The sequence below is a fragment of the Plastoroseomonas hellenica genome (genome assembly GCF_018129085.1).
Classification (GTDB): Bacteria; Pseudomonadota; Alphaproteobacteria; order Acetobacterales; family Acetobacteraceae; genus Plastoroseomonas; species Plastoroseomonas hellenica.
In genome coordinates this window covers 109,740-128,866 of the sequence record NZ_JAAGBB010000002.1, presented here as the reverse complement: position 1 = coordinate 128,866, position 19,127 = coordinate 109,740, and the positions used below count along the sequence as shown (strand labels likewise).

At 69.6% G+C, this 19,127-nt stretch carries 22 protein-coding genes; 3 read left to right on the top strand and 19 right to left on the bottom strand.

Features of this window, described 5'->3' with window-relative positions; genetic code table 11:
* Window positions 1-6: 6 nt before the first annotated feature.
* The 7 genes from GXW71_RS02235 to GXW71_RS02205 form a co-directional block, all read right to left on the bottom strand.
* A complete protein-coding gene (locus tag GXW71_RS02235; protein ID WP_211850759.1) occupies window positions 7-741 on the bottom strand; it encodes an enoyl-CoA hydratase/isomerase family protein in 735 nt (244 codons plus the stop codon).
* Window positions 741-1,307 carry a cysteine dioxygenase family protein gene (locus GXW71_RS02230; RefSeq protein ID WP_367617233.1) on the bottom strand — a complete coding sequence of 189 codons (567 nt, stop codon included), beginning with the start codon at window positions 1,305-1,307 and terminating at the stop codon, window positions 741-743. The genes GXW71_RS02235 and GXW71_RS02230 overlap by 1 nt, the downstream gene beginning before the upstream one ends.
* Window positions 1,308-1,394: 87 nt before the next feature.
* The gene (locus GXW71_RS02225) at window positions 1,395-2,159 is read right to left on the bottom strand and encodes an IclR family transcriptional regulator (protein ID WP_211850758.1); all 765 of its coding nucleotides are present in this window, start codon (window positions 2,157-2,159) and stop codon (window positions 1,395-1,397) included.
* 161 nt (window positions 2,160-2,320) lie between these two features.
* Window positions 2,321-2,839: a MaoC family dehydratase gene (locus GXW71_RS02220; RefSeq protein WP_211850757.1), complete on the bottom strand. Its 519-nt coding sequence runs from the start codon at window positions 2,837-2,839 to the stop codon at window positions 2,321-2,323.
* A gap of 23 nt (window positions 2,840-2,862) precedes the next feature.
* Window positions 2,863-3,987 carry a CaiB/BaiF CoA transferase family protein gene (locus tag GXW71_RS02215; RefSeq protein WP_211850756.1) on the bottom strand — a complete coding sequence of 375 codons (1,125 nt, stop codon included), beginning with the start codon at window positions 3,985-3,987 and terminating at the stop codon, window positions 2,863-2,865.
* Entirely contained in the window at window positions 3,984-5,132 is a 1,149-nt protein-coding gene (locus GXW71_RS02210) for a CaiB/BaiF CoA transferase family protein (protein WP_211850755.1), read from the bottom strand. Before GXW71_RS02210 ends, GXW71_RS02215 begins: the two co-directional genes overlap by 4 nt.
* Complete coding sequence (locus GXW71_RS02205) at window positions 5,129-6,304, bottom strand: acyl-CoA dehydrogenase family protein (RefSeq protein ID WP_211850754.1); 1,176 nt, start codon at window positions 6,302-6,304, stop codon at window positions 5,129-5,131. The genes GXW71_RS02210 and GXW71_RS02205 overlap by 4 nt, the downstream gene beginning before the upstream one ends.
* Before the next feature lie 181 nt (window positions 6,305-6,485).
* Here GXW71_RS02205 and GXW71_RS02200 point away from each other — a divergent pair, with 181 nt between their 5' ends.
* Together GXW71_RS02200 and GXW71_RS02195 are read left to right on the top strand one after the other, a co-directional pair.
* Window positions 6,486-7,250 (top strand): GntR family transcriptional regulator, encoded by a 765-nt coding sequence (locus GXW71_RS02200; protein ID WP_211850753.1) that lies wholly within the window; start codon window positions 6,486-6,488, stop codon window positions 7,248-7,250.
* Window positions 7,251-7,340: 90 nt separating this feature from the next.
* The gene (locus tag GXW71_RS02195; protein ID WP_211850752.1) at window positions 7,341-7,847 is read left to right on the top strand and encodes a hypothetical protein; all 507 of its coding nucleotides are present in this window, start codon (window positions 7,341-7,343) and stop codon (window positions 7,845-7,847) included.
* Between the two features lie 31 nt (window positions 7,848-7,878).
* On the opposite strand, the gene GXW71_RS02190 is transcribed toward GXW71_RS02195, so the two are convergent.
* From GXW71_RS02190 to GXW71_RS02180, 3 genes are all read right to left on the bottom strand, one after another.
* Window positions 7,879-8,730: a phytanoyl-CoA dioxygenase family protein gene (locus tag GXW71_RS02190; protein ID WP_211850751.1), complete on the bottom strand. Its 852-nt coding sequence runs from the start codon at window positions 8,728-8,730 to the stop codon at window positions 7,879-7,881.
* Between the two features lie 19 nt (window positions 8,731-8,749).
* Entirely contained in the window at window positions 8,750-9,511 is a 762-nt protein-coding gene (locus GXW71_RS02185; protein ID WP_211850750.1) for an SDR family oxidoreductase, read from the bottom strand.
* A gap of 96 nt (window positions 9,512-9,607) precedes the next feature.
* Complete coding sequence (locus GXW71_RS02180) at window positions 9,608-9,982, bottom strand: RidA family protein (RefSeq protein WP_211850749.1); 375 nt, start codon at window positions 9,980-9,982, stop codon at window positions 9,608-9,610.
* A gap of 107 nt (window positions 9,983-10,089) precedes the next feature.
* On the opposite strand from GXW71_RS02180, the gene GXW71_RS02175 reads away from it, so the two are divergent.
* On the top strand, window positions 10,090-10,932 hold the full coding sequence (locus GXW71_RS02175) for an amidohydrolase family protein (RefSeq protein WP_211850748.1): 843 nt from the start codon (window positions 10,090-10,092) through the stop codon (window positions 10,930-10,932).
* Window positions 10,933-10,959: 27 nt separating this feature from the next.
* On the opposite strand, the gene GXW71_RS02170 is transcribed toward GXW71_RS02175, so the two are convergent.
* The 9 genes from GXW71_RS02170 to GXW71_RS02130 all read right to left on the bottom strand — a co-directional run bounded on the left by GXW71_RS02170 (window position 10,960) and on the right by GXW71_RS02130 (window position 19,119).
* Window positions 10,960-12,000: a Bug family tripartite tricarboxylate transporter substrate binding protein gene (locus GXW71_RS02170; protein ID WP_211850747.1), complete on the bottom strand. Its 1,041-nt coding sequence runs from the start codon at window positions 11,998-12,000 to the stop codon at window positions 10,960-10,962.
* Window positions 12,001-12,225: 225 nt separating this feature from the next.
* Window positions 12,226-13,407: an MFS transporter gene (locus GXW71_RS02165; protein ID WP_246526208.1), complete on the bottom strand. Its 1,182-nt coding sequence runs from the start codon at window positions 13,405-13,407 to the stop codon at window positions 12,226-12,228.
* Complete coding sequence (gene thiL, locus GXW71_RS02160; RefSeq protein ID WP_211850745.1) at window positions 13,407-14,375, bottom strand: thiamine-phosphate kinase; 969 nt, start codon at window positions 14,373-14,375, stop codon at window positions 13,407-13,409. The genes GXW71_RS02165 and thiL overlap by 1 nt, the downstream gene beginning before the upstream one ends.
* A 188-nt stretch (window positions 14,376-14,563) precedes the next feature.
* On the bottom strand, window positions 14,564-15,055 hold the full coding sequence (gene nusB, locus GXW71_RS02155) for a transcription antitermination factor NusB (protein ID WP_211850744.1): 492 nt from the start codon (window positions 15,053-15,055) through the stop codon (window positions 14,564-14,566).
* Window positions 15,052-15,549, bottom strand: coding sequence for a 6,7-dimethyl-8-ribityllumazine synthase (ribH, locus tag GXW71_RS02150; protein WP_211850743.1), 498 nt, complete (start codon window positions 15,547-15,549; stop codon window positions 15,052-15,054). Before ribH ends, nusB begins: the two co-directional genes overlap by 4 nt.
* A complete protein-coding gene (ribB, locus tag GXW71_RS02145) occupies window positions 15,546-16,670 on the bottom strand; it encodes a 3,4-dihydroxy-2-butanone-4-phosphate synthase (RefSeq protein WP_211850869.1) in 1,125 nt (374 codons plus the stop codon). The genes ribH and ribB overlap by 4 nt, the downstream gene beginning before the upstream one ends.
* A 5-nt stretch (window positions 16,671-16,675) precedes the next feature.
* Entirely contained in the window at window positions 16,676-17,287 is a 612-nt protein-coding gene (locus GXW71_RS02140; protein ID WP_211850742.1) for a riboflavin synthase, read from the bottom strand.
* 3 nt (window positions 17,288-17,290) lie between these two features.
* Complete coding sequence (ribD, locus tag GXW71_RS02135) at window positions 17,291-18,394, bottom strand: bifunctional diaminohydroxyphosphoribosylaminopyrimidine deaminase/5-amino-6-(5-phosphoribosylamino)uracil reductase RibD (protein WP_246526207.1); 1,104 nt, start codon at window positions 18,392-18,394, stop codon at window positions 17,291-17,293.
* Window positions 18,395-18,441: 47 nt separating this feature from the next.
* Window positions 18,442-19,119 (bottom strand): zinc metallopeptidase, encoded by a 678-nt coding sequence (locus GXW71_RS02130; RefSeq protein ID WP_211850741.1) that lies wholly within the window; start codon window positions 19,117-19,119, stop codon window positions 18,442-18,444.
* Window positions 19,120-19,127: the final 8 nt, after the last annotated feature.

Below are 19,127 nucleotides of genomic sequence, written 5' to 3'. Positions count from 1 at the left end.
CGCCCGTCAGTCCGGCCTGGGGCGTTTCGCCAGCACGCCCGCGCGATAGGCCTGGACCCGCGCCTTCAGCCCCGGCCGCGCGAGGGAATGTACCAGCACAGCCAGATCCGCCGCGTCGTGGGCGCGCCGGGTGCGGCGATGCAGCATGGCGACCGTGGCGGCGTCGAGCCGCGCGGCGTCCCGCTGCGCCGCGGCGACTGCATCCTCGACGGAGGCCGGCATCGCGGTCGCGAGGCCGAGGGCCAGCGCCTCCTCCGGGCCGATGGCCTCGCCCGCCAGCAGCAGCGCCCTGGCCCGGCCATCGCCCACCAGCCCCGCCAGCCGCCCGGTGCCGAGGACGAGCCCAAAACCGGGGCCCGGGAAGGCGAAACGCGCATCGGGCAGGGCCAGCCGGTGGTCGCAGACGGCGAAGAGATCGGCACCGGCGCCGAAGATCCGCCCCTGCCCAATCGCCAGGGTGGTCACCGGCGAGGCGTGGATCTTCTGCAGCAGCAACTCGATCCGGATCACCCGCAGCGCGAGGTCGCCTTCCGACACCGTCTCCAGATCCGAGAGGTCGAGGCCGGTGCAGAAATGCCGCCCAGCGCCGCGCAGTACGACCAGCCGTGCGCCGGCGGCCAGTGCTTCATCGAAGCGGCCGCCGATCGCCGCGACGAGCTCGGGGCCGAGCGCATTGCCACGCTCCGGCCGCGCGAGGACGAGGGTCCCGACCCCGTCCCGCAGGGTCAGCTCGACCGGCATCAGGCCGGTGTCACCGCGATGTCGGAGTAGCCGGAGACGAAGTCCTTCACGCCCCCGGCCGGGTCGAAGACATGGCGGCGCACCGCACCGATATCGGCGCCATAGAGGTGGATGCTGATGGAGACGCGGTCGGCGAAGGCATTGGCGACCTTGTGGATGTCGCCGATCTCCGGCGACACCGCGTCGACCGCGCCGGGCTCCAGCCGCACCGCCGGGCCGCTCGGCACTGGCCGGCCCTCGGCGTCCAGCGCATAGGGCGTCCCGATCTCCGCGCCGCGCAGCATGCCGATCAGGCCCCAGACCGTGTGGTCATGGATCGGCGTCGCCTGCCCCGGCCCCCAGACGAAGCTGACGAGGGAGAAGCGGGCGTCCGGATCGCGGTGCAGCAGGTACTGCCGATAGAATTGCGGGTGCGGCGCCGCGCAGGCGTCCGGCAGCCAGTCATCCACGGCGATCAGGCGCTGCAGCAGCGGCCGCGCCGCGGCCATGCGCGCCGGCCCGTCCGGCACATCCTCCGCCACGCGGGTCATCGCGGCTATGAAATCGGCGAGCCTGCCTGCGTGCACCTGGCGCTCTCCCCGGTTGCGCAATGCGTGTTCTGATATTCAGAATATCATTCCTAATATCAGAATGCCCTGCACCCCAGAGGACCGTCAAGCGACGTGGGCCGCCGGCCGGCTGCCGCCCATCAGGCGGGACACGGTGTCGCCGGCCTCCACGACCATCGGTGCGGTGCGGCGGATGAAGTCCTGCGTCAGCCGGCCGGCCGGACCCGAGATGCCGATCGCCGCGGCCACCCGCCCATCGGCGCCGCGGATGACGGAAGCGACGCCGCGCACCTGGTCCCGCCATTCGCCGTGATTGACCGCGAAGCGGTCGCGCCGGATCTGCGCGACCTGGCGCAACAGCTCCTCCACCGTCGCGATGCTGCGGCGCGTATGCGGAACCAGCCGGCCCTCCAGCGCCAGCAGTGCCGCATCCGGCAACTCCGCGAGCATCGCCTTGCCGGTGGCGACGCAATGGGCGGGCGCGCGGCCGCCCACTTCGGAATAGGCGCGCACCGCCTGCCCGCTCTCGATCTTGTCGATATAGACGACCTCGCAACTGATCTCATCGAGCACCGAGAGATGCACCGTCTCCCCGCTCTGCCGCGCCAGGACCTCCATGATGGGGCGGGCCAGCCGGCGAACGTCGTAGCGGCCGATGATCAGCGACCCGAGTTCCCAGAGCTTGCTGGTCGGCCCGTAGCGGCCATCCTCGTTCGCGACATAGCCGAGCTGGATCAGGGTGCTCAGCAGCCGGTGCACGTTGCTCTTGCTGAGGCCGAGCTCGCCCGCCAGCTCGGTGATGCCCCGGTGCGTATCGCTGCGCGCCAGTACCTCGAGGATGGTGAGCGCCTTCTGTACCGTCGTATCCATCGATATCCGCCCCGGCGCGGCGACTGCGCCCCCGACAGATTGGGCGAGGAGCGCCTCGGAATCCAGCGCCTGGACCGCAATGGGACACCAGACTTTGTTTTCAGTGGCCTGCTTATCCGCTCCGCTCGCTGCGAACCGCAGCGAACTTTGCGGGCAGGACACTAGTAATCGGCGATGTCGTCCACGGCGTGGCCGCGCTTCGGGATCAGCATGGTGCGTTCGAAGCTCATGAAGGCGGTACCATCAGCCTTCTTCCCCGTGGTGCGCACGGTGACGATACCCTGAGTCGGCCGCTTCGCGGATTCGCGTTTCGCCAGTACCTCGGACTCGGCATAGATCGTGTCGCCGACGAAGACCGGCGCGGTCAGGCGGATGTCGTTCCAGCCGAGATTGCCGACCGCCTTCTGGCTGAGATCGCTGACGCTCATGCCGACGACGATGGAGAGCGTGAGGCAGGAATTCACCAGCGGCCGCCCGAACTCCGACCTGGCCGCGAAGGCGGTGTCGAAATGCAGCGGATGGGTGTTCATCGTCAGCAGGGTGAACCAGGTGTTGTCTGTCTCCGAGATGGTGCGACCCGGCCGGTGCTCGTAGACGTCGCCGACCTCGAATTCCTCATAGTAGCGGCCGAAGCTCTCCCGCCAGCGCTGCGGCCCGACCTGCTTCGCGATGCCGACCATGTTGCGTCTCCTGTTTGCCGTCGTCAGGCGGGGGTATCGAGGGCAGCCCGCAACGTCGCCGTGTGCTCGCCATGCAACGGCTCCCGCAGGGATGGGCGCGCCGGCTCATCACGGAAACGGACGGCCGGCGCGATGTGGCGGCGGCCATCCGCGTCCACCAGCACCATCCCGCGCGCCAGCAGGTTCGGGTCCCGGAAGGCCTCAGGCAGCGTGTTCACCGGTGCGAAGCAGACATCGAGGCCGCCAAGCCAGTCGAGCCAGTCCCGCAGGTCGCGCTGGCGGAAAGTCGCCTGCAGGAATTCGATCACCGGCTGCTGGTGCGGGCCGGGCCCGCGGGCGCAGAGCGCCGCGAGATCCCGCCGACCGAGCGCGCCCAGCAGCGTATCGACGAACTTCTCCTCCTGCCCCGCGAGCACGAGCTGCCGTCCGTCCCTGGTGTCGTAGATGCGGTAAAAGGCGGCGCCACCGGTGGTCCGTTCCTGCTTCACGGCCGGCTGCCGATCCTCGGCGAAGGTCGGGCCGACGACATTCGCGCAGGCTGCCACCAGCGCGTCATGCATGGCGATGTCGAGATAGTCGCCGCGGCCCGTGCTGACGCGGCGCAGCAGCGCCATCAGCACGCCCGAGAGGCCCTGCAGCGCGCTGGTGATATCGGCGGCGGGGATGCCGGGGATGGCCGGCCGATCATCATCACCGAGCGTGAGGCTGAGCACGCCGCTGACCGCTTCTAGCGCCAGGTCATGCGCCGGCCGCCCCCGATAGGGGCCGTCCTGGCCGAAGGCGCTGATCGACACATAGACGACACCCGGATTGCGCTGGCTGACCTGCTCGTATCCGACACCGAGCCGGGCGGCGACGCCGGGGCGGAAGGATTCGACGACGACATCGGCGGTGTCGCAGAAACGGAGCAGCGTCTTCCTGTCCTCGTCCCGCTTCAGGTCGAGCACCAAACTCTTCTTGCCGCGGTTCAGGTTACGGAAGAACACACCGGTGCGGCCATCCGGCGGCCCGATGCGGCGGCCGGGATCGCCCTCACCCGGCGGCTCCACTTTGATCACCTCCGCGCCGTGATCGGCCAGCGCCAAGGTCAGATAAGGTCCCGGCAGGAACCAGGAGAGATCGACGACGCGCAGCCCTTCGAGCTTCATGCCGGGACCTGCCGGCCGAGCAAGGCGGCATTGTCGGCGCCGAGCGAGGCGCAGGCCGATTGCCCGGGGCGGACGCCATCGATCTTCAGCGGGTTCGCCAGCACCTTCATCGCTGATTTCGCGGGATGTGAGATGCTCTGCACCATACCCTTCGCGCGGACGAAATCGCTGTCGAGCGCCTCGGCCAGGTCGTTCACGGGCGCGACTGGCAGCAGGCCGCCGAGGATCTTCAGCCAATGCGCGGTCGGGGCCTGGCGCAGCGCCGCGTCCAGCACCGCGGTGAGCGCCGCCTGATTCTCCCGGCGGGCAGTGAAGCCGGCGAAGCGCGGATCCTCCGGCAGGTCCGGCCGACCGATCCCCTCGCAGAAGAGCTGCCAGAACTTCTCCGTCATGCACATGACGAAGATCCAGCCATCCGCGGTCGGGAAGGTCTGCACCGGCACCAGCGAGAGATGGGAGCTGCGCGCCAGGCGGCGGGACGCGTCGCCCTCGTTCAGGTACCACATCGCGGAATAGGAGAGCTGGTGCATGGCCACGTCGAAGAGGCAGGTGTCGACGTCGCAGCCGATGCCGGTCTGCCGGGCCCGCAGCACCGCGCTCAACAGGCCGATGATGCCGGTCATGCCGGTCATCGTGTCGATCATGGAGGCGCCGACGCGGGAAGGCGGCCCATCCGGCTCCCCGGTCAGGCTCATCAGCCCGACCTCGGCCTGCATCAGGTAGTCGTAGCCCGGCCAGGAAGCGCGCTCATTGTCGCGGCCATAGGCGGAGATGTGCAGGCAGACCACGGCCGGGTTCACCGCCTGCAGCCCCGCATAGTCGATGCCGAGCTTCGCCGGCAGGCTGCCGCGCAAATTGTTCACCACGGCGTCGGCGCCCTGCACCAGCGCCTGGAACTGGCGCCGCCCATCGGGGGATTTGATGTCGAGGGCGACGCTCCGCTTGCTCAGGTTCCAGGCCTGGAAATACTGGCTGTCGGCGGCGCCCAGCATGTGCGGCCCGACATGCCGGGCCGGATCCCCGCCGGTCTCCGCATTCTCGATCTTGATCACCTCCGCGCCGAGATCGGCGAGGAACATGGTGCCATAGGGGCCGGCGCCGTATTGCTCGACGGCGACGACCCGCATGCCCTCGAGCGGCCTCATGCCACGGGGTTCCGCTTGATGAGCTGCTTGGCGATGATGATGCGCTGCATCTCGTTGGTCCCCTCCCCGATGCAGGTGAGCGGCGCGTCGCGGTAGAGCCGCTCGATGTCGAATTCCTTCGAATAGCCGTAGGCGCCGTGGATGCGCATGGACTCGATGCTGTTCTCGAGTGCTGCTTCGGAGGCGAAGTACTTCGCCATCCCCGCCTCCATGTCGCAGCGCTCGCCGCGGTCGAAGGTATCGGCGGCGTCGAGCGTCAGTAGCCGCGCGGCGCGCGCGCGGGTCGCCATCTCGCCGAGCTTCAACTGGATCGCCTGGTGCTCGCAGATCGGCTTGCCGAAGGTCTTGCGGATCTGGGCATATTCGGTGGCGAGCCGCAGCGCACCCTCCGCGATGCCGACGCCGCGCGAGGCGACGTTGATGCGGCCGAGCTCGAGCCCGCCCGTCGCCTGGTAGAAGCCCTGCCCCTCGACCTCGCCGATCAGGTGGTCGGCCGGAATCCGGTAGTCCTCGAAGATGAGCTCGGCGCTGTCGATCGACTTGTAGCCGAGCTTCTCGAGCTTGCGGCCGACCCGGAAGCCGTCCTGCTTCGGCGCGATGAAGAGGCTCATGCCCTGGTGGCGCGGCTGCGCATGCGGATCGGTCTTCACCAGCAGGGCGACGCAGTTGCCCTCGATGCCGTTCGAGATCCAGGTCTTCGCGCCATTGATCACATAGTGGTCGCCATCGCGCCGCGCCGTCATGCGGATGCCCTGCAGGTCGGTCCCGGCATCGGCCTCGGTCAATGCCAGGCCGCCGCGGACCTCCCCGGTCGCGAGCCGCGGCAGCCAGGCGCGCTTCTGCGCGGGGGTGCCGAATTTCTCGATCGCGAGCGCCAGCATGAGGTGGGAATTGAAGATGCCGGTGATCGCCATCCAGACCGAGGAGATCCGCATGACGATCTCCGCATAGGTGCGGGCCGGAAGGCCGAGTCCGCCATACTCGGCGCCGATGGTCGCGCCGAACAGGCCGAGCGCCTTCATCTGCTCGACGATGTCAGTCGGGTAGCGGTCCGCGTGGTCGTAGTCCTTGACGATCGGCTTCACCTCCCGCTCGACCCAACGGTCGATCGCGAGCATGAGCTGCGCCGCATCGCCCTCGTCCAACGCGTGCGGCTTGGTGACAGCGTTCATGGCGGCCCTCCTCCCTGGTCCTGACGAGCATCTGCCACGACCAAGTTGTACGGACAAGACAAAATTGGCCGGACATCGCCGGCCATGGAAGCTGGGGAGCTGCCGGCCGCCGGCCCAGCACGGGGACGTTGACGCTGCCTTCTCGACTGGCCAGCTTGTTCTGACAAACCAGGATCGGGTAATGGTCGGGCACAGCGTGCGCAAAGAGCGGGAGGCCGGCGGGGACAGCCCGCCCCTCTACCGGACAGTGATCGACGCGCTGCGGCAGGAAATCCTCTCCGGCGCCCGCGCGATCGGCGAGAAGCTGCCGACCGAGGACGCGCTCTGCCGCCGCTTCGGGGTCAGCCGGCACACCATCCGCGAAGCCTTGCGGCAACTCCGCGAGGAGGGTCTGGTCGCCTCCCGCCAGGGGGCGGGCACCACGGTCGTCCGCCGCGCGGCGCCGCCGCTCTACACCTCCTCGATCGCCTCGGTGGAGGAGTTGCTGCAATACGCGACCGAGGCCCGCTACGAGGTCGACAAGAGCGGCCTCGTCACCGCCGATGCGGCGCTCGCTGCCCGCCTCGGCTGCTCGGTCGGGCAGCGCTGGCTGCGGGTCGAGGGCTTCCGGACCGTCGCCGGCCAGGAGGCGCCAATCTGCTGGACCGAGGTCTTCGTCCTTTCGGATTACGCGGGCATCGGGCTGATGATCGGCCGCCGATCCGGCACCATCTATTCCTGGATCGAGGAGATGTACGGCGTCCGCATCGGCGAGGTGCAGCAGGTGCTGCGCGCCGAACCGATGCCGGAGGCGATCGCGGCCGAACTCGCCTGCGCGCCCGGCAGCATGGCGATCGGCATCCGCCGCGCCTATCGCCTGGCCAACGGCGAACTCGTGGAAGTGGCTTTCAACCTGCACCCGGCCGACCGCTTCACTTACGCGCTCACGCTGCAGCGGCAGGGCTAGGCAGATCGACGTGCAGCCTTCGAGGGATGCCGCCGAACGGGCCGCACCGAGCTATTCTGACGCCGCGGGACAGCCAAGGGCAGCCACGGCGTGAGAAACACAAGGTCTGTCGCGGACAGATTTAGCCGAACTCTTTATGCCTTCGAGTTCATCGTATTTGCGCTCATTCCGATTGTCGCCTTGACGGGCTGGGCGCTCCTCTATGGCTTTGGATCCCTGTTCATGCTCGTTTCCATGAGCGCCATGTCGGCCGTCGCCGTCTTCGATGGGTCAGGTGTGGACGGAGAGGTCCTGCGAGCATTGGCGCTGTTCGGTGCGATCGTCATCCTGGCCGGTATGGGCGCCATTGCCCTGGTGAAATTCCTCCACCTATCGACAGTATTCATCCGATACGGCAGGGCCGAGCTGCAAAATCACCGGCAGATTTTCTGGCGCTGCCTGGCATGGGCAGCGCTGCCGCTTATCGCGACGAACGCGATCTTTCCACGCATGGACTCTGACGCAAGGATCTTCCTCTTCTTGGTGAGTGGTTCGACCCTATGCGTGCCTCTTTTCCACCTCTGGGTCGAATTGCACTATCGCGGGCGCGGATCATAGCTTCGCTTCCCGGCCGGGCTCCCAGCGCTGGTCAGTGCACCAGCGCCATCTCGGGAATGGCTTCGCTGGCCGTCCAGAACCGTCCGATCGCCTCGGCATGGGCGGCGATGGCCGCCGGATCACCCTCCGCCTTCGGTCGGGGCTCCGGCTCGAAATGGCCGTGGCGGTCCTCACCCCGCACCAGCGTGGCTGACAGCCGGGTCTCGCCGATATGGCGCACGTGCGTCGGCACGTAGGAGATGCCGATCCCGATGCGGTCATGCGTCGAGCGGTTGGGGCGGGAGGCATGCAGCAGCATGGTGTGGTGCAGGGAGAACTGGCCGGGCCGCAGGATCATCGGCACCGCCTGCCCCTCATCCACCGCATCCGCCACGCTCTGTCCGCGGGAGAGCATGATGTTCGGGTCCTTGCGGTCCCGGTGCGCCCGCTGGCCGGCGATGTGGGAGCCGGGCAGCGCCTCCACGCAGCCCATCTCGAGGTCGCTGCCGGTGAGCGAGATCCAGGCCGTGACATGCTCGAAGGGCGCCAGGCCGAAATAGGTGCCGTCCTGGTGCCAGGGCACGATGCCGGCGCTGCCGGCGGGCTTCCACCAGATGGTGCTGTGGAAGGTGAGGATGTCCGGGCCGATCACCGCTTCGACCGCATCCAGGATGGCGGGGTGGCGGATCAGTTCGGCGGCCCAGGGAAAGAGCAGGTAGGATTTGACCCGGTTGGAGGGCTGGCGGATGCCGGCCTCGCTGGTCGGCCGCTCGGCCTCGGCACAGCAGCGGACCAGCGCCTGCCGATAGCGCTCCGCCTCCTCCGGTGGGAAAGCGTCGAGCGGGAAGACCATGCCGTCCCGCCGATAGGCTTCGACCTGAGACGGGGTGATGAGTCGGCTCATTGCTGCTCTCCCTGATCCATCAGCCGGCAAGCCAGCCGCCATCGACCGCCAGCTCCAGCCCCGTGGTGAAGGCGGCGGCATCGCCGGCGAGGTAGAGGGCGGCATCGGCCACCTCCTCCGGCCGGCCGAGACGGCCCAGCGGATGGCGGGCGCGGGAGGCCTCCCGCGCGGCATCCGGATCGGCGGCGCGGCCGAAGCTGCGGCGGAGGAGCGGTGTCTCGATGGCGCCGGGCAGCAGCGCGTTCACCCGGATGCCATCCGGCGCGTAGTCCAGCGCCATGGTCTTGGTCATGGCGAGGATGGCGCCCTTGGAGGTGATGTAGGCGATGTTGTTGCGCCCGCCGGCGCGCGCGAGCTGGGAGGCGATGGTGATGATGCTGCCGGCACGCCGCGCCTGCATCGCGGGGATCACCGCGCGCGCCCAGAGCCAGGTGCCCTCCACATTGGTGCGCATCACCGCCTGCCAGGTCTCGATCGATGTGGTGGTCGCGGTGCCGCCCGGGGAAATCCCGGCCGCGGTGAGCAGAACGTCGATCCGACCCCAGGCCTCGAGCGCGGCGCCGGCATCCGCGTCCGCGCTACCGGGGGCGGCGACGTCGGAGGCGCGGACGAGGCATTCATGGCCCTGCGCGCGGAGTTCCGTGGCGAGATCCTCCAGCAGCGCCGCTTCGCGGTCCACCAGCAGCAAGCGCGCGCCGTTGGCCGCGAAGAGCCGGGCGCTGGCCTGGCCGATGCCCGAGGCAGCGCCGGTGATGACGGCGACCTTGTCCGCTAATCTCATGCGACATCCTTCGCAATTGCATTGCGTGGAGCCGGTGATGGGGCGTTCGACGGCAGCCTAGATCAGAGCCCTGTCCAAAGGAACCAGGGCCGCCGACTAATCGGCCAGGGCGATGCAGGCGAAGCCTACCTTCGCCTCGGTCGGTACCCCGAAGAGGGCGGTGTGCCGCGCGGGCAGGCCATTCGGAAAATGCTTCACGTATTCCGCGTTGCAGGCGGCGTAGTCGGCGCGATCGCTGATCAGCATGGTGACCTGGACCACCCGATCGAGGCTGCTGCCGGCCTCGGCCAGAAGGCCGGCGATAAAATTCAGCGCGTTGCGCACCTCATCGGCCGCGGTCTCCCCACGATGGATGCCGCGCGCCGGATCGTGCGGTGCCGAATGTCCGGAAACCCACACCATGCCGGCGGTCTTCACCGCGCGGCTGAAGGGACGTGCCTCGCCGGTATCCGGCGGTCCGAAGAATTGCATGGGGATGGCTCCTGCAGCGGCTTGTCGCGCAGCCTGCAGCCTGGGCCCTCTGGACACAAACCTTCCGTGCTCGCCAAGCTGCGCGGCACAGAGGAGGAGCGTCCCCGATGACCATCATCGACTCGCAGGTCCACGCCTATGAGGCGAACACCGCGAAGCGACCCTGGCACACCGTGCCGAACTGGCCCGATCACGTCACGGGTGACGAGATGGTGGCGGCGATGGACAAGGTCGGCGTCGATGGCGCGATCTTCATCTCCGCCTTTTCCATGTATCGCTACGACGCGAGCTATGCGGTGGAGGTGCAGCGCGCCCATCCCGGCCGGCTCGCCATCGTCAAGCCGGTCGATCCGGATGATCCGGCGGTGGCCGATGTCATCGCTGACTGGAAGAAGACGCCGGGTGCGGTCGGCATCCGCATCATGCTGCCAAAGGAGGCGGGGCGCGACCCGAACGACCCGGGCCTCGACCGGATCCTGCGTGCCGCCGTGCGTCACGATTTTCCGGTCAACATCCTGTGCTGGGACAATCTGGACGCGGGCACCGCCATCATCGACCGCCATCCCGAGACGCGCTTCATCATCGACCATCTCGGCATCCTGCAACCGCGCGTGCCGCCCGCGCCGCCGCAGCCCTGGGCCGACCTCCCGAAGGTGCTGGAACTCGCCAAGCGCCCGAACGCGGTGATCAAGGTCAGCGGCGCCTGCACGCTGTCCCGGGAGCCCTATCCATTTCAGGACATCTGGGACCCGCTGGCCCGCGTGTTCGATGCCTGGGGCTTCGATCGCTGCCTGTGGGGCACGGACTGGACGCGCGCCTTCGCCGTCGTCAACTACGAGCAGGCCGTCGAGCCCTTTCTCCGCACGGACCGCCTGAGCGACAACGAGCGGGCCATGCTCATGGGCGGCGCCTGCGCGAAGGCTTACGGCTGGTCGCCACGGAGAGCTTAGGCGAATCGCGATTCAGCCCGGGGTCGCCTACTGCACCTCGATCCGCGCGTCGCGCACCACCTGCCGCCAGCGGGCCAGCTCCGCTTCGATCATCGCGCGGAAGCCTGCGGCCGGCGCGGGCGGCGCGACCTCGACGTTCTGGGCGGCGAAGCGCTGGGTGACGGCGGGGTCGGCGAGCAGCTTGCCGAGCTCCCGGTTCCAGTAGTCCACCACCTCGGGCGGCGTCGCCGCCGCGCCGAGCAGGCCGGTCCAGGCCCGCACCTCCATGCCAGCGACCTCCGGGACGCCGAGCTCGGAGATCGCCGGGATCTCCGGCGCGAGGGGCGAGCGGCGCTGCTGCACCACCGCGAGCGCCCGCACCTGGCTGCCGCGGGCCTGCGGCAGGGACGTGCTCATGGCGTCGATCATCAGTGCGACGCGGCCGCTCGCGACATCCATCAGGGCCGCACCGCTGCCGCGATAGGGCACCGTCTCCATCCGCGTCCCGGTCTGCAGCATGAACTGCTCGGAGGCGAGATGCGTCACCGTGCCGGTGCCGGGCGTCGCCATGGCATAGCGGCCGGCCGGCGCGGCGCGGAGCACGCGCACCGCTTCGGCGAGCGTCGTCGCGGGGAAGTCCGGGCTGCACACAAGCAGATAGCCGGTCCAGCCCATCAGCAGGATCGGCGCGAGGTCAGCGAGCGGGTCGTAGCCCGGATTGGCTGTGAGTACCGGGTTCACCACGATGGGCGACAGCGAGCTCAGCAGCAGCGTGTAGCCATCCGGCGGCGCCTGCATGACGGCGCGGATGCCGATGGCCCCGCTGGCGCCGGCGCGGTTGTCGACCACCCAGCCATGGCCGAGGCGGCGCTGGACCTCCTCCGCGGCCAGCCGCGCCGTGAGATCCGCGAGGTTGCCCGGCGGAAAGGGAATGATGAGCCTGACCGGCCGCGACGGATAGGCCTGCGCCGACGCCTGGCCCGCCACTGGTAGCGTCGCGAGCAGCCCCGCCAGGACGTCCCGACGGCGCAGCGCCGGGAGGCGCGGCCGCGACGGCGGTTCGCTTCCCGCACGAGTACGGTTGCGCACTGTTTCCTCCCCTGCCCCAAGCGTTTGCCGGGATAGAGGAGCCATTCGTGTTGTCCGGTCAAGTGGAATTTGACAGGACATCTCGAGCCGCCATTTCCCACCGGGATGGCTCTACCAGTGATCCTTGCCCGCGAAAAATGCCCAGCAACACGCCCGGCTCCGGGAGGGCGAGCCGCTCCAGGTCTGCATCATAGATATACGGACAAGGTGATGCAGACGGCGCCGTCAGGCGGTCGCGGCCCGCCTGGACCGCATGGCCTGCCAGGCGACCAGCCCCAGGGCGAGCGCGAGCGCCGGCAGCAGCATCAGGTTCAGCGCGGCCCAGCCCGCCTTGGCGTGGATCGCGCCCGAGAGGAAGGCGGTGCAGGCGACGGTGCCGAAGACGATGAAGTCATTCGCCGCCTGGGCGCGCACCCGCTCCTCCGCCGTGTGGCTGGTCGCCAACAGCGCGGTCGCGCCCACGAACATGAAGTTCCAGCCGATGCCGAGCAGCCCGAGCGCGATGCCGAAATGCGCGAAGCTGACGCCGGCGACGCTGGCGGCGACGCAGCCCATGGTCAGCAGTGCGCCGGCGACGATGATGGGGCGGATGCCGAAGCGCTGGATCAGCCGTCCCGTGACGAAGCCCGGGGCGAACATCAGGAAGGCATGGATCTGGATGACCGTCGCGCTGGCGTCGACGCCGAAGCCGCAGAGCATCATCTCGATCGGAGTCGAGGTCATGACGAGGTTCATAGTGCCATAGGCGACGAGGCCGCTGCCGGCGGCGGCGATGAAGGCCGGCCGGCGCATGATCTCGATCAGCGGCGTGCGGGTCTTCGGCCGGGCCGGCGCAGGCGGCAGCCGGGTGATGGTCAGCAGCAGCAGCACGATCGGCGGCAGGCAGGCGATGACGAGGTAGGTGCCGAGGAAGAGCGTCGGCGCCACGAGCTCCCGCGTGTGCTTCACCAGCTCCGGCCCGAAGATGGCGGAGAGCACGCCGCCTGCCATCACCAGCGCGATTGCCCGCGCACGATAATCGGGCGGCGCCACCTCGGCGGCGGCGAAGCGGTAGTGCTGGGCGATGCCGAAGCCCAATCCCGCCGGCACCGCGCCGGCGCAGTAGAGGACGAAGTCGCCCTGCCAGACGCCGGCCGCGAAGGTGAGCGATCCCGTGATAGAGAAGAGCGCGCCGAGCACGAAGCCGGCGCGGCGCCCGAAGCGGGCAAACAGCAAGCTGGCCGGGATGGAGGCCACCATGACAGCGGTCATCTGCACGGCCATGGGCAAGGTCGCGAGCGCCTTGTCCTCGGCCAGCGAATGCCCGATCAGCGCGCCCATCGCGACCTGTCCGACCATGGTCGCGTTCATCAGCGCCTGGCAGAAGAAGAGCAGCCAGACGGTGGTCCTCGGGTTCTGACCCGGCATCAGAAGTGGCTCCATCCCCCGCGCGGAAGCGCAACCTCGGCCCCCTTCGCGTCCAGCAGTCTCGCCGCGGGATGGCCCGCGACGAAGCGCCCGATGCGCGTGGCAGCGATGCCGACGGCAGCGGCGGCGGCCTGGATCTCCTGCGCCTTGGCGGGCGGCGCGGCGAACAGCAGTTCGTAGTCATCGCCGCCGCCGAAAGGCAGCGGCCTCAGTCCCGGATCGACCGCGATGGCAGCGCGCGCCGCATCCGACAGCGGCACCGCATCGGCCAGCACCTCGGCGCCACAACCCGAAGCGCGGCAGAGATGCCCGAGGTCCTGCATCAACCCGTCCGAGACATCCATCGCCGCCGTTGCCAGCCCGACCAGCGCCAGACCCAGCGCGACGCGCGGCTGTGGCACCCGGTAGCGGCCGGCCAGGAACCCGTCCGTATCAGGCAATTGCCCACGCGCCGCGCGCAGCCCGAGCGCCCCGTCGCCGATGCTGCCCGAGACCCAGAGATCATCGCCGGGCCTGGCGCCGGCGCGACGCAGCGCGGCCCCCGGCGCCACATGGCCGAGAATGGTCAGGGACAATGTCATCGGCCCCGGGGTACCGACCGTGTCGCCGCCCAACACGGACAAGCCGAATTCGCGCTGATCCGCCGCCAGCCCGGCCGCGAAGCGGGCGATCCAGCCATCCTCGATATCCTTCGGGAAGGCCGTGGTCATCAGGTAGCCGAGCGGCACCGCGCCCATCGCCGCGAGGTCGGAGAGGTTCACGCGCAGGAGCTTGCGCCCGATGGTCTCCGGCGGGTCGTCCGCCAGGAAATGCACGCCGGCGACCATCGCATCGGCGGCGATCACCAGCTCCCGCCCCGCCGGTGGCGCCAGCACCGCCGCGTCGTCGGTCAGATCGAGCGCCCCCTCCCCGGCCAACGGCCGGAAATGCCGCCCGATCAAAGCGAATTCGGGAGGAAGATCACTCACGACGACGAAGCACCCGCACCATCCGCGTCCAACACCCCGCGGCCGCAGGCCGCCACCCGCTCATGCGGCGGCGAGGCGAAGCCGATGCCCCGAGGCCGCGAATGCGGCCCGCGCGCGACCGACCGCTGCCGCCAATACCGCCCTGACAGCGCGCAAGCCAAGCCGGCGGATGCCGGCGCTTGAGGTCATCATACAACCTTGAACTCCGCCGGGCGCAGTTCATGCGCCAGCGCGTCGAGCACGCCATTCGCGAAGCGTGCCGCCTGCTCGTCCATGAAGCCGCGCGCGATGTCGAGGTATTCGTTGATGACGACGCGCGCCGGTGGGTCCTTGGGCGTCAGCAGCTCCGCCGCCGCGGCGCGCAGCAAGGCACGCAGCACCGGATCCAGCCGCTCCAGCGTCCAGTCGCGCGCCAGCCGGTCGCGGATCAGCGCATCGACGCGATCGCCATCGCGTGCCACCGCGCGGACCACGGCGGTGAACAGCGGCACATGCGCATCCGTCACCCGCCCGTCCTCGAAGCCACGATCCTCCATCGGACCCAGGCGGTGGCGCACGAACTGGTCCATCACCGCCTCCGGGCTCTCGCCCGTCTGCTCGCTCTGGAACAGGGCCTGAACGGCAGCGACGCGGGCGCCAGTGCGTGGGCGTCCCGCCGGCTTCGGGCGGCGTTCGGTCATTGCAGCCCCCAGCGGCGCGCCAGTGCGATCTGGCCGATCACCGCATGCGCGCATTCGATGCCCTTGTTGTGCCGATCGTCGGCGGAGCGCGCCTCGGCCTGCGTCAAGTTGTCTACGGTCAGCAACCCGAAGCCGATCGGCGCCCCGGTCTCGACCGCGATATCCATGATGCCCTTGCAGACTGCGTCGCAGATGAAGCTGTAGTGGTCGGTCTCGCCCTTTACCACGCAGCCGAGGACCAGGAACCCGTCCCATTGCGGCCCGTCTTCCACGCCCTGCGCCTCCAGCGCCAGGCGCAGCGCCGCCGGCAGCTCATAGGCGCCGGCGACCTCCGCCACCTCGACCTCAGCATCGAGCTCGGCCAGCACGCGTTCGGCGCCGTGACGCATGCCCTCGACCACGGTGCGGTAATAGGGCGCCTCGATCACCAGGATGCGCGGCGGATCGCCAGGCAGGGTCGCGGCCTTACGCTCCGGGGCGTCAGCGGTGCTCATGATGTCTGCTCCAGCGGGATCGGCCGCGATTCGACGACCGTCAGGCCGTAGCCTTCGAGGCCGACGACCGGGCGTGGGTAATTGGACAGGCGGATGATGTCGCGCAGGCCGAGATCAGCCAGGATCTGGGCGCCGATGCCGTAGTCGCGGATACGCGGCGTCAGCGGCTTGCGTTCCCGCCCGGCGCGCACCTGTTCCGAGAGATGCGTCAGCCGCCAATCACGCAGCAGCACGACGACGCCACGCCCGGCCTCCGCGATCATCCGCATCGCGCTGTGCAGCTCGGCGATGCCGCGGCCGGAGATATGGTCGGCCAGCAGCCCGGCGGCGTGGATGCGGGTGAGCACCGGCCCGGGTGTCGTGATGTCGCCCTTCACCAGCACCACATGCTCGCCATCCTCGATCGAAGAGGCATAGACGATGATGCGCCAGTCGCCGCCGACCGCATGCTCGATTGTGCCTTCCTCGACCCGCTTCACTAGCCGCTCGGTGCGGCGGCGATGGGCGATGAGGTCGGCGATGGTGCCGAGCTTCAGCCCGTGATGCTGCGCGAAAGCGACGAGGTCCGGCATGCGCGCCATGGTGCCGTCGTCGTTCATGATCTCGCAGATCACGCCCGAGGGATTGAGCCCCGCAAGCCGCGCGAAATCGACTGCCGCCTCGGTATGGCCGGCGCGCACCAGCGTGCCGCCCTCGCGCGCCACCAGCGGGAAGACATGGCCGGGCGTCACGATATGCTCGGGCCCGAGCTCCGGGTTGATCGCGACCGCGACGGTGCGCGCGCGATCGGCCGCACTGATGCCGGTGGTGACGCCATCCTTCGCCTCGATCGAGACGGTGAAGGCGGTCGAATGCCGGGTGCCGTTGGCCTGGGCCATCAGCGGCAGGCCGAGCTGCTCGACCCGATTCTTGGTCATCGCCAGGCAGATCAGCCCGCGCGCATGCTTGGCCATGAAGTTGATCGCATCCGGCGTCGCGAACTGCGCGGGGATGACGAGGTCGCCCTCGTTCTCGCGGTCCTCGTCGTCGACGAGGATGAACATGCGCCCCGCCCGCGCTTCCTCCAGCAGGTCCTCGGTGGGGGCCACGAAGTCGGAGAGTGCTGTGCGCGTCGTCGTGATGCTGGTCACGCCTGGTGCTCCTGCAGGCGCGCGACGTATCGCGCGAGCATGTCGATCTCGATGTTCACCCGGGCTCCCGGCTGCAAGGTGCCAATTGTGGTCACGGCCGAGGTGTGGGGGATGATGTTCACCCCGAAAACGTCGCCGTCAACCTCGTTCACGGTGAGCGACACGCCGTCGATGGCGATGGAGCCCTTGGAAGCGACGAAGCGCGCGAGCCCTTTCGGCAGCCGGAAGCGCCAGCGGACCGAAGCATTCTCGGGCGTCGCCGAGATCACCTCCGCCACCCCGTCCACATGCCCGGAGACGATGTGCCCGCCCAATTCGTCGCCGACCCTGAGCGACCGCTCCAGATTGACCCGGGTGCCCGCGACCCAGCTTCCCAGCACTGTCTTCGACAGCGTCTCGGCCGAGGCGTCGACGTCGAATTCGTCGGCGCCGAAGCGCACCGCGGTCAGGCAGACGCCCGAACAGGCGATGGAGGCGCCGATCAGCGCCGGCGCCGGCTCCGCCAGGAACTCCGGCGAGGCGCCGATGACGAGGCGCATGTCCTGCCCCTCCCCGATCGGCAGCACCTGCCGCACGGTACCGAGTGCGGCGATAATTCCCGTGAACATCCCTTATCGCTCCTCGGCTTCGAATTCAGTGAGCAGGTCGGCCCCGAGCGCCCGGCTCGCGATCCGGCGGAATCTGGGCATCCCGGCAAGGCTTGTCACCGGCAGGGGATAGGCGGCGGGCATGCCGTCGCCCCCCATCACCCCCGGTGCATGGAACCAGGCGAGCCGGTCGACCAGCCCTTCCCGCAGCAGGGCCGCGGCGATGCCGGCGCCACCTTCCGCCAGCACCCGGGTCACGCCGCGCCGGGCCAGCGCCCGCAACAGCTCCCGGAGCTCCAGCCCACCTTCGGCGCGGGGCACCTTCAGCACCTCGACCCCGGCGTCCTGGAAAGGGGCCAGGGCCGGCGGCGGGTGCCCGGGCGCGGTCATCAGCCAGGTCGGCACGGACCGCGCGGTCACGACCAGCCGTGCCGTGGCCGGGGTGCGCAGCCGGGCGTCGGCGATGACCCGGAGATCGGCCACCGGCTTGGCGCCAGGGAGCCGCGTCGTCAGCTCCGGATCGTCCATCAGCACGGTGCCGGAGCCGACCAGGACCGCATCATGCTGCGCCCGCAGCCCATGCGCGGCCCGGCGCGCCTCCGGCCCGGTGATCCAGCGGCTCTCGCCCGTGCCGGTGGCGATGCGGCCATCGAGGGTGGTCGCCAGCTTCAGCGTCACCAGCGGCAGGCCATGCAGGATCCGCTTGATGAAGCCGGCGTTCACCGCCCGCGCCTCGGCCCCGCAGAGGCCTTCCTCGACTGAGATGCCCGCTTCGCGCAGCCGCAGGAAGCCGCGGCCATCGACACGGCTGTCCGGATCGCGCATGGCGCAGACCACGCGGGCGACGCCGGCCTGGGTCAGGGCATCGCAGCAGGGCGGCGTGCGCCCCCAATGGGAACAGGGTTCCAAGGTCACATAGGCGGTGGCGCCCCGCGCCGCCGGGCCGGCACGGCGCAGCGCCTCGGTCTCCGCATGCGGCCGGCCGCCAGGCTGGGTCCAGCCGCGCCCGACCACCCGCCCGTCCTTCACCAGTACGCAGCCGACCGCCGGATTGGGCCAGGTATTGCCGAGCCCGCGCCGGGCGAGCGCCAGCGCCGCCCGCATGTGGGAAAGATCATCCGCCGTCATCGTTGGGACTTACTAGCCGGAAGGCCTGGCCCCCGGCAGGCCCAAACTCAACGGAACACCCTTGCGATGCGCGCGATGTTCAGGAGCGACATCAGCGCGGACGCCACATAGGTGAAGGCCGCGGCCCGGAGCACCGACCGCGCCCGTCCCACGTCGGGGCCGGCGAGATAGCCGGCCGCCAGCGCCGGCAATGCGCGGCGGTAGCTGGCGTCGAATTCGACCGGCAGCGTCACGAGATGCACGATGACGGAGAGCGCCATGACCGCGACGAAGAGCGCGAGTTGCGCGAACATCAGCGGCGGCGAGCGGGTGAAGAAGGCCAGCACCGGCGCCAGCAGCAGGATCACATAGGCCGTGCGCTCGGTCGCGATCAGGATCCGCACCAGCCGCATGCGCAGGCCGAACATCGCCATGCCGTCGCGATGCTGCACGGCGTGCCCGACCTCATGCGCCGCGACCGCGACGGCGGTGATCGATCGGCCGTCGAAATGGTCCTCCCCGAGGCGCACCGCTGGAGCGACGGGGTCGTAGTGGTCGCCGGCGGCGACGCGCTCCACCGGCACATGCTGCAGCCCGGCCTCATCCAGCAGGTGGCGCGCCAGTTCGCCGCCGGTGCCGGGGAAGTCGGGCCGGTCGCTGCCATGCCGCGCCATGGTCCAGCGCACGTAGAGCATCGGGCCGAAGACGATCGCCAGCACGGCCAGCAGCGGGATGACGACGATCATCGCACCCC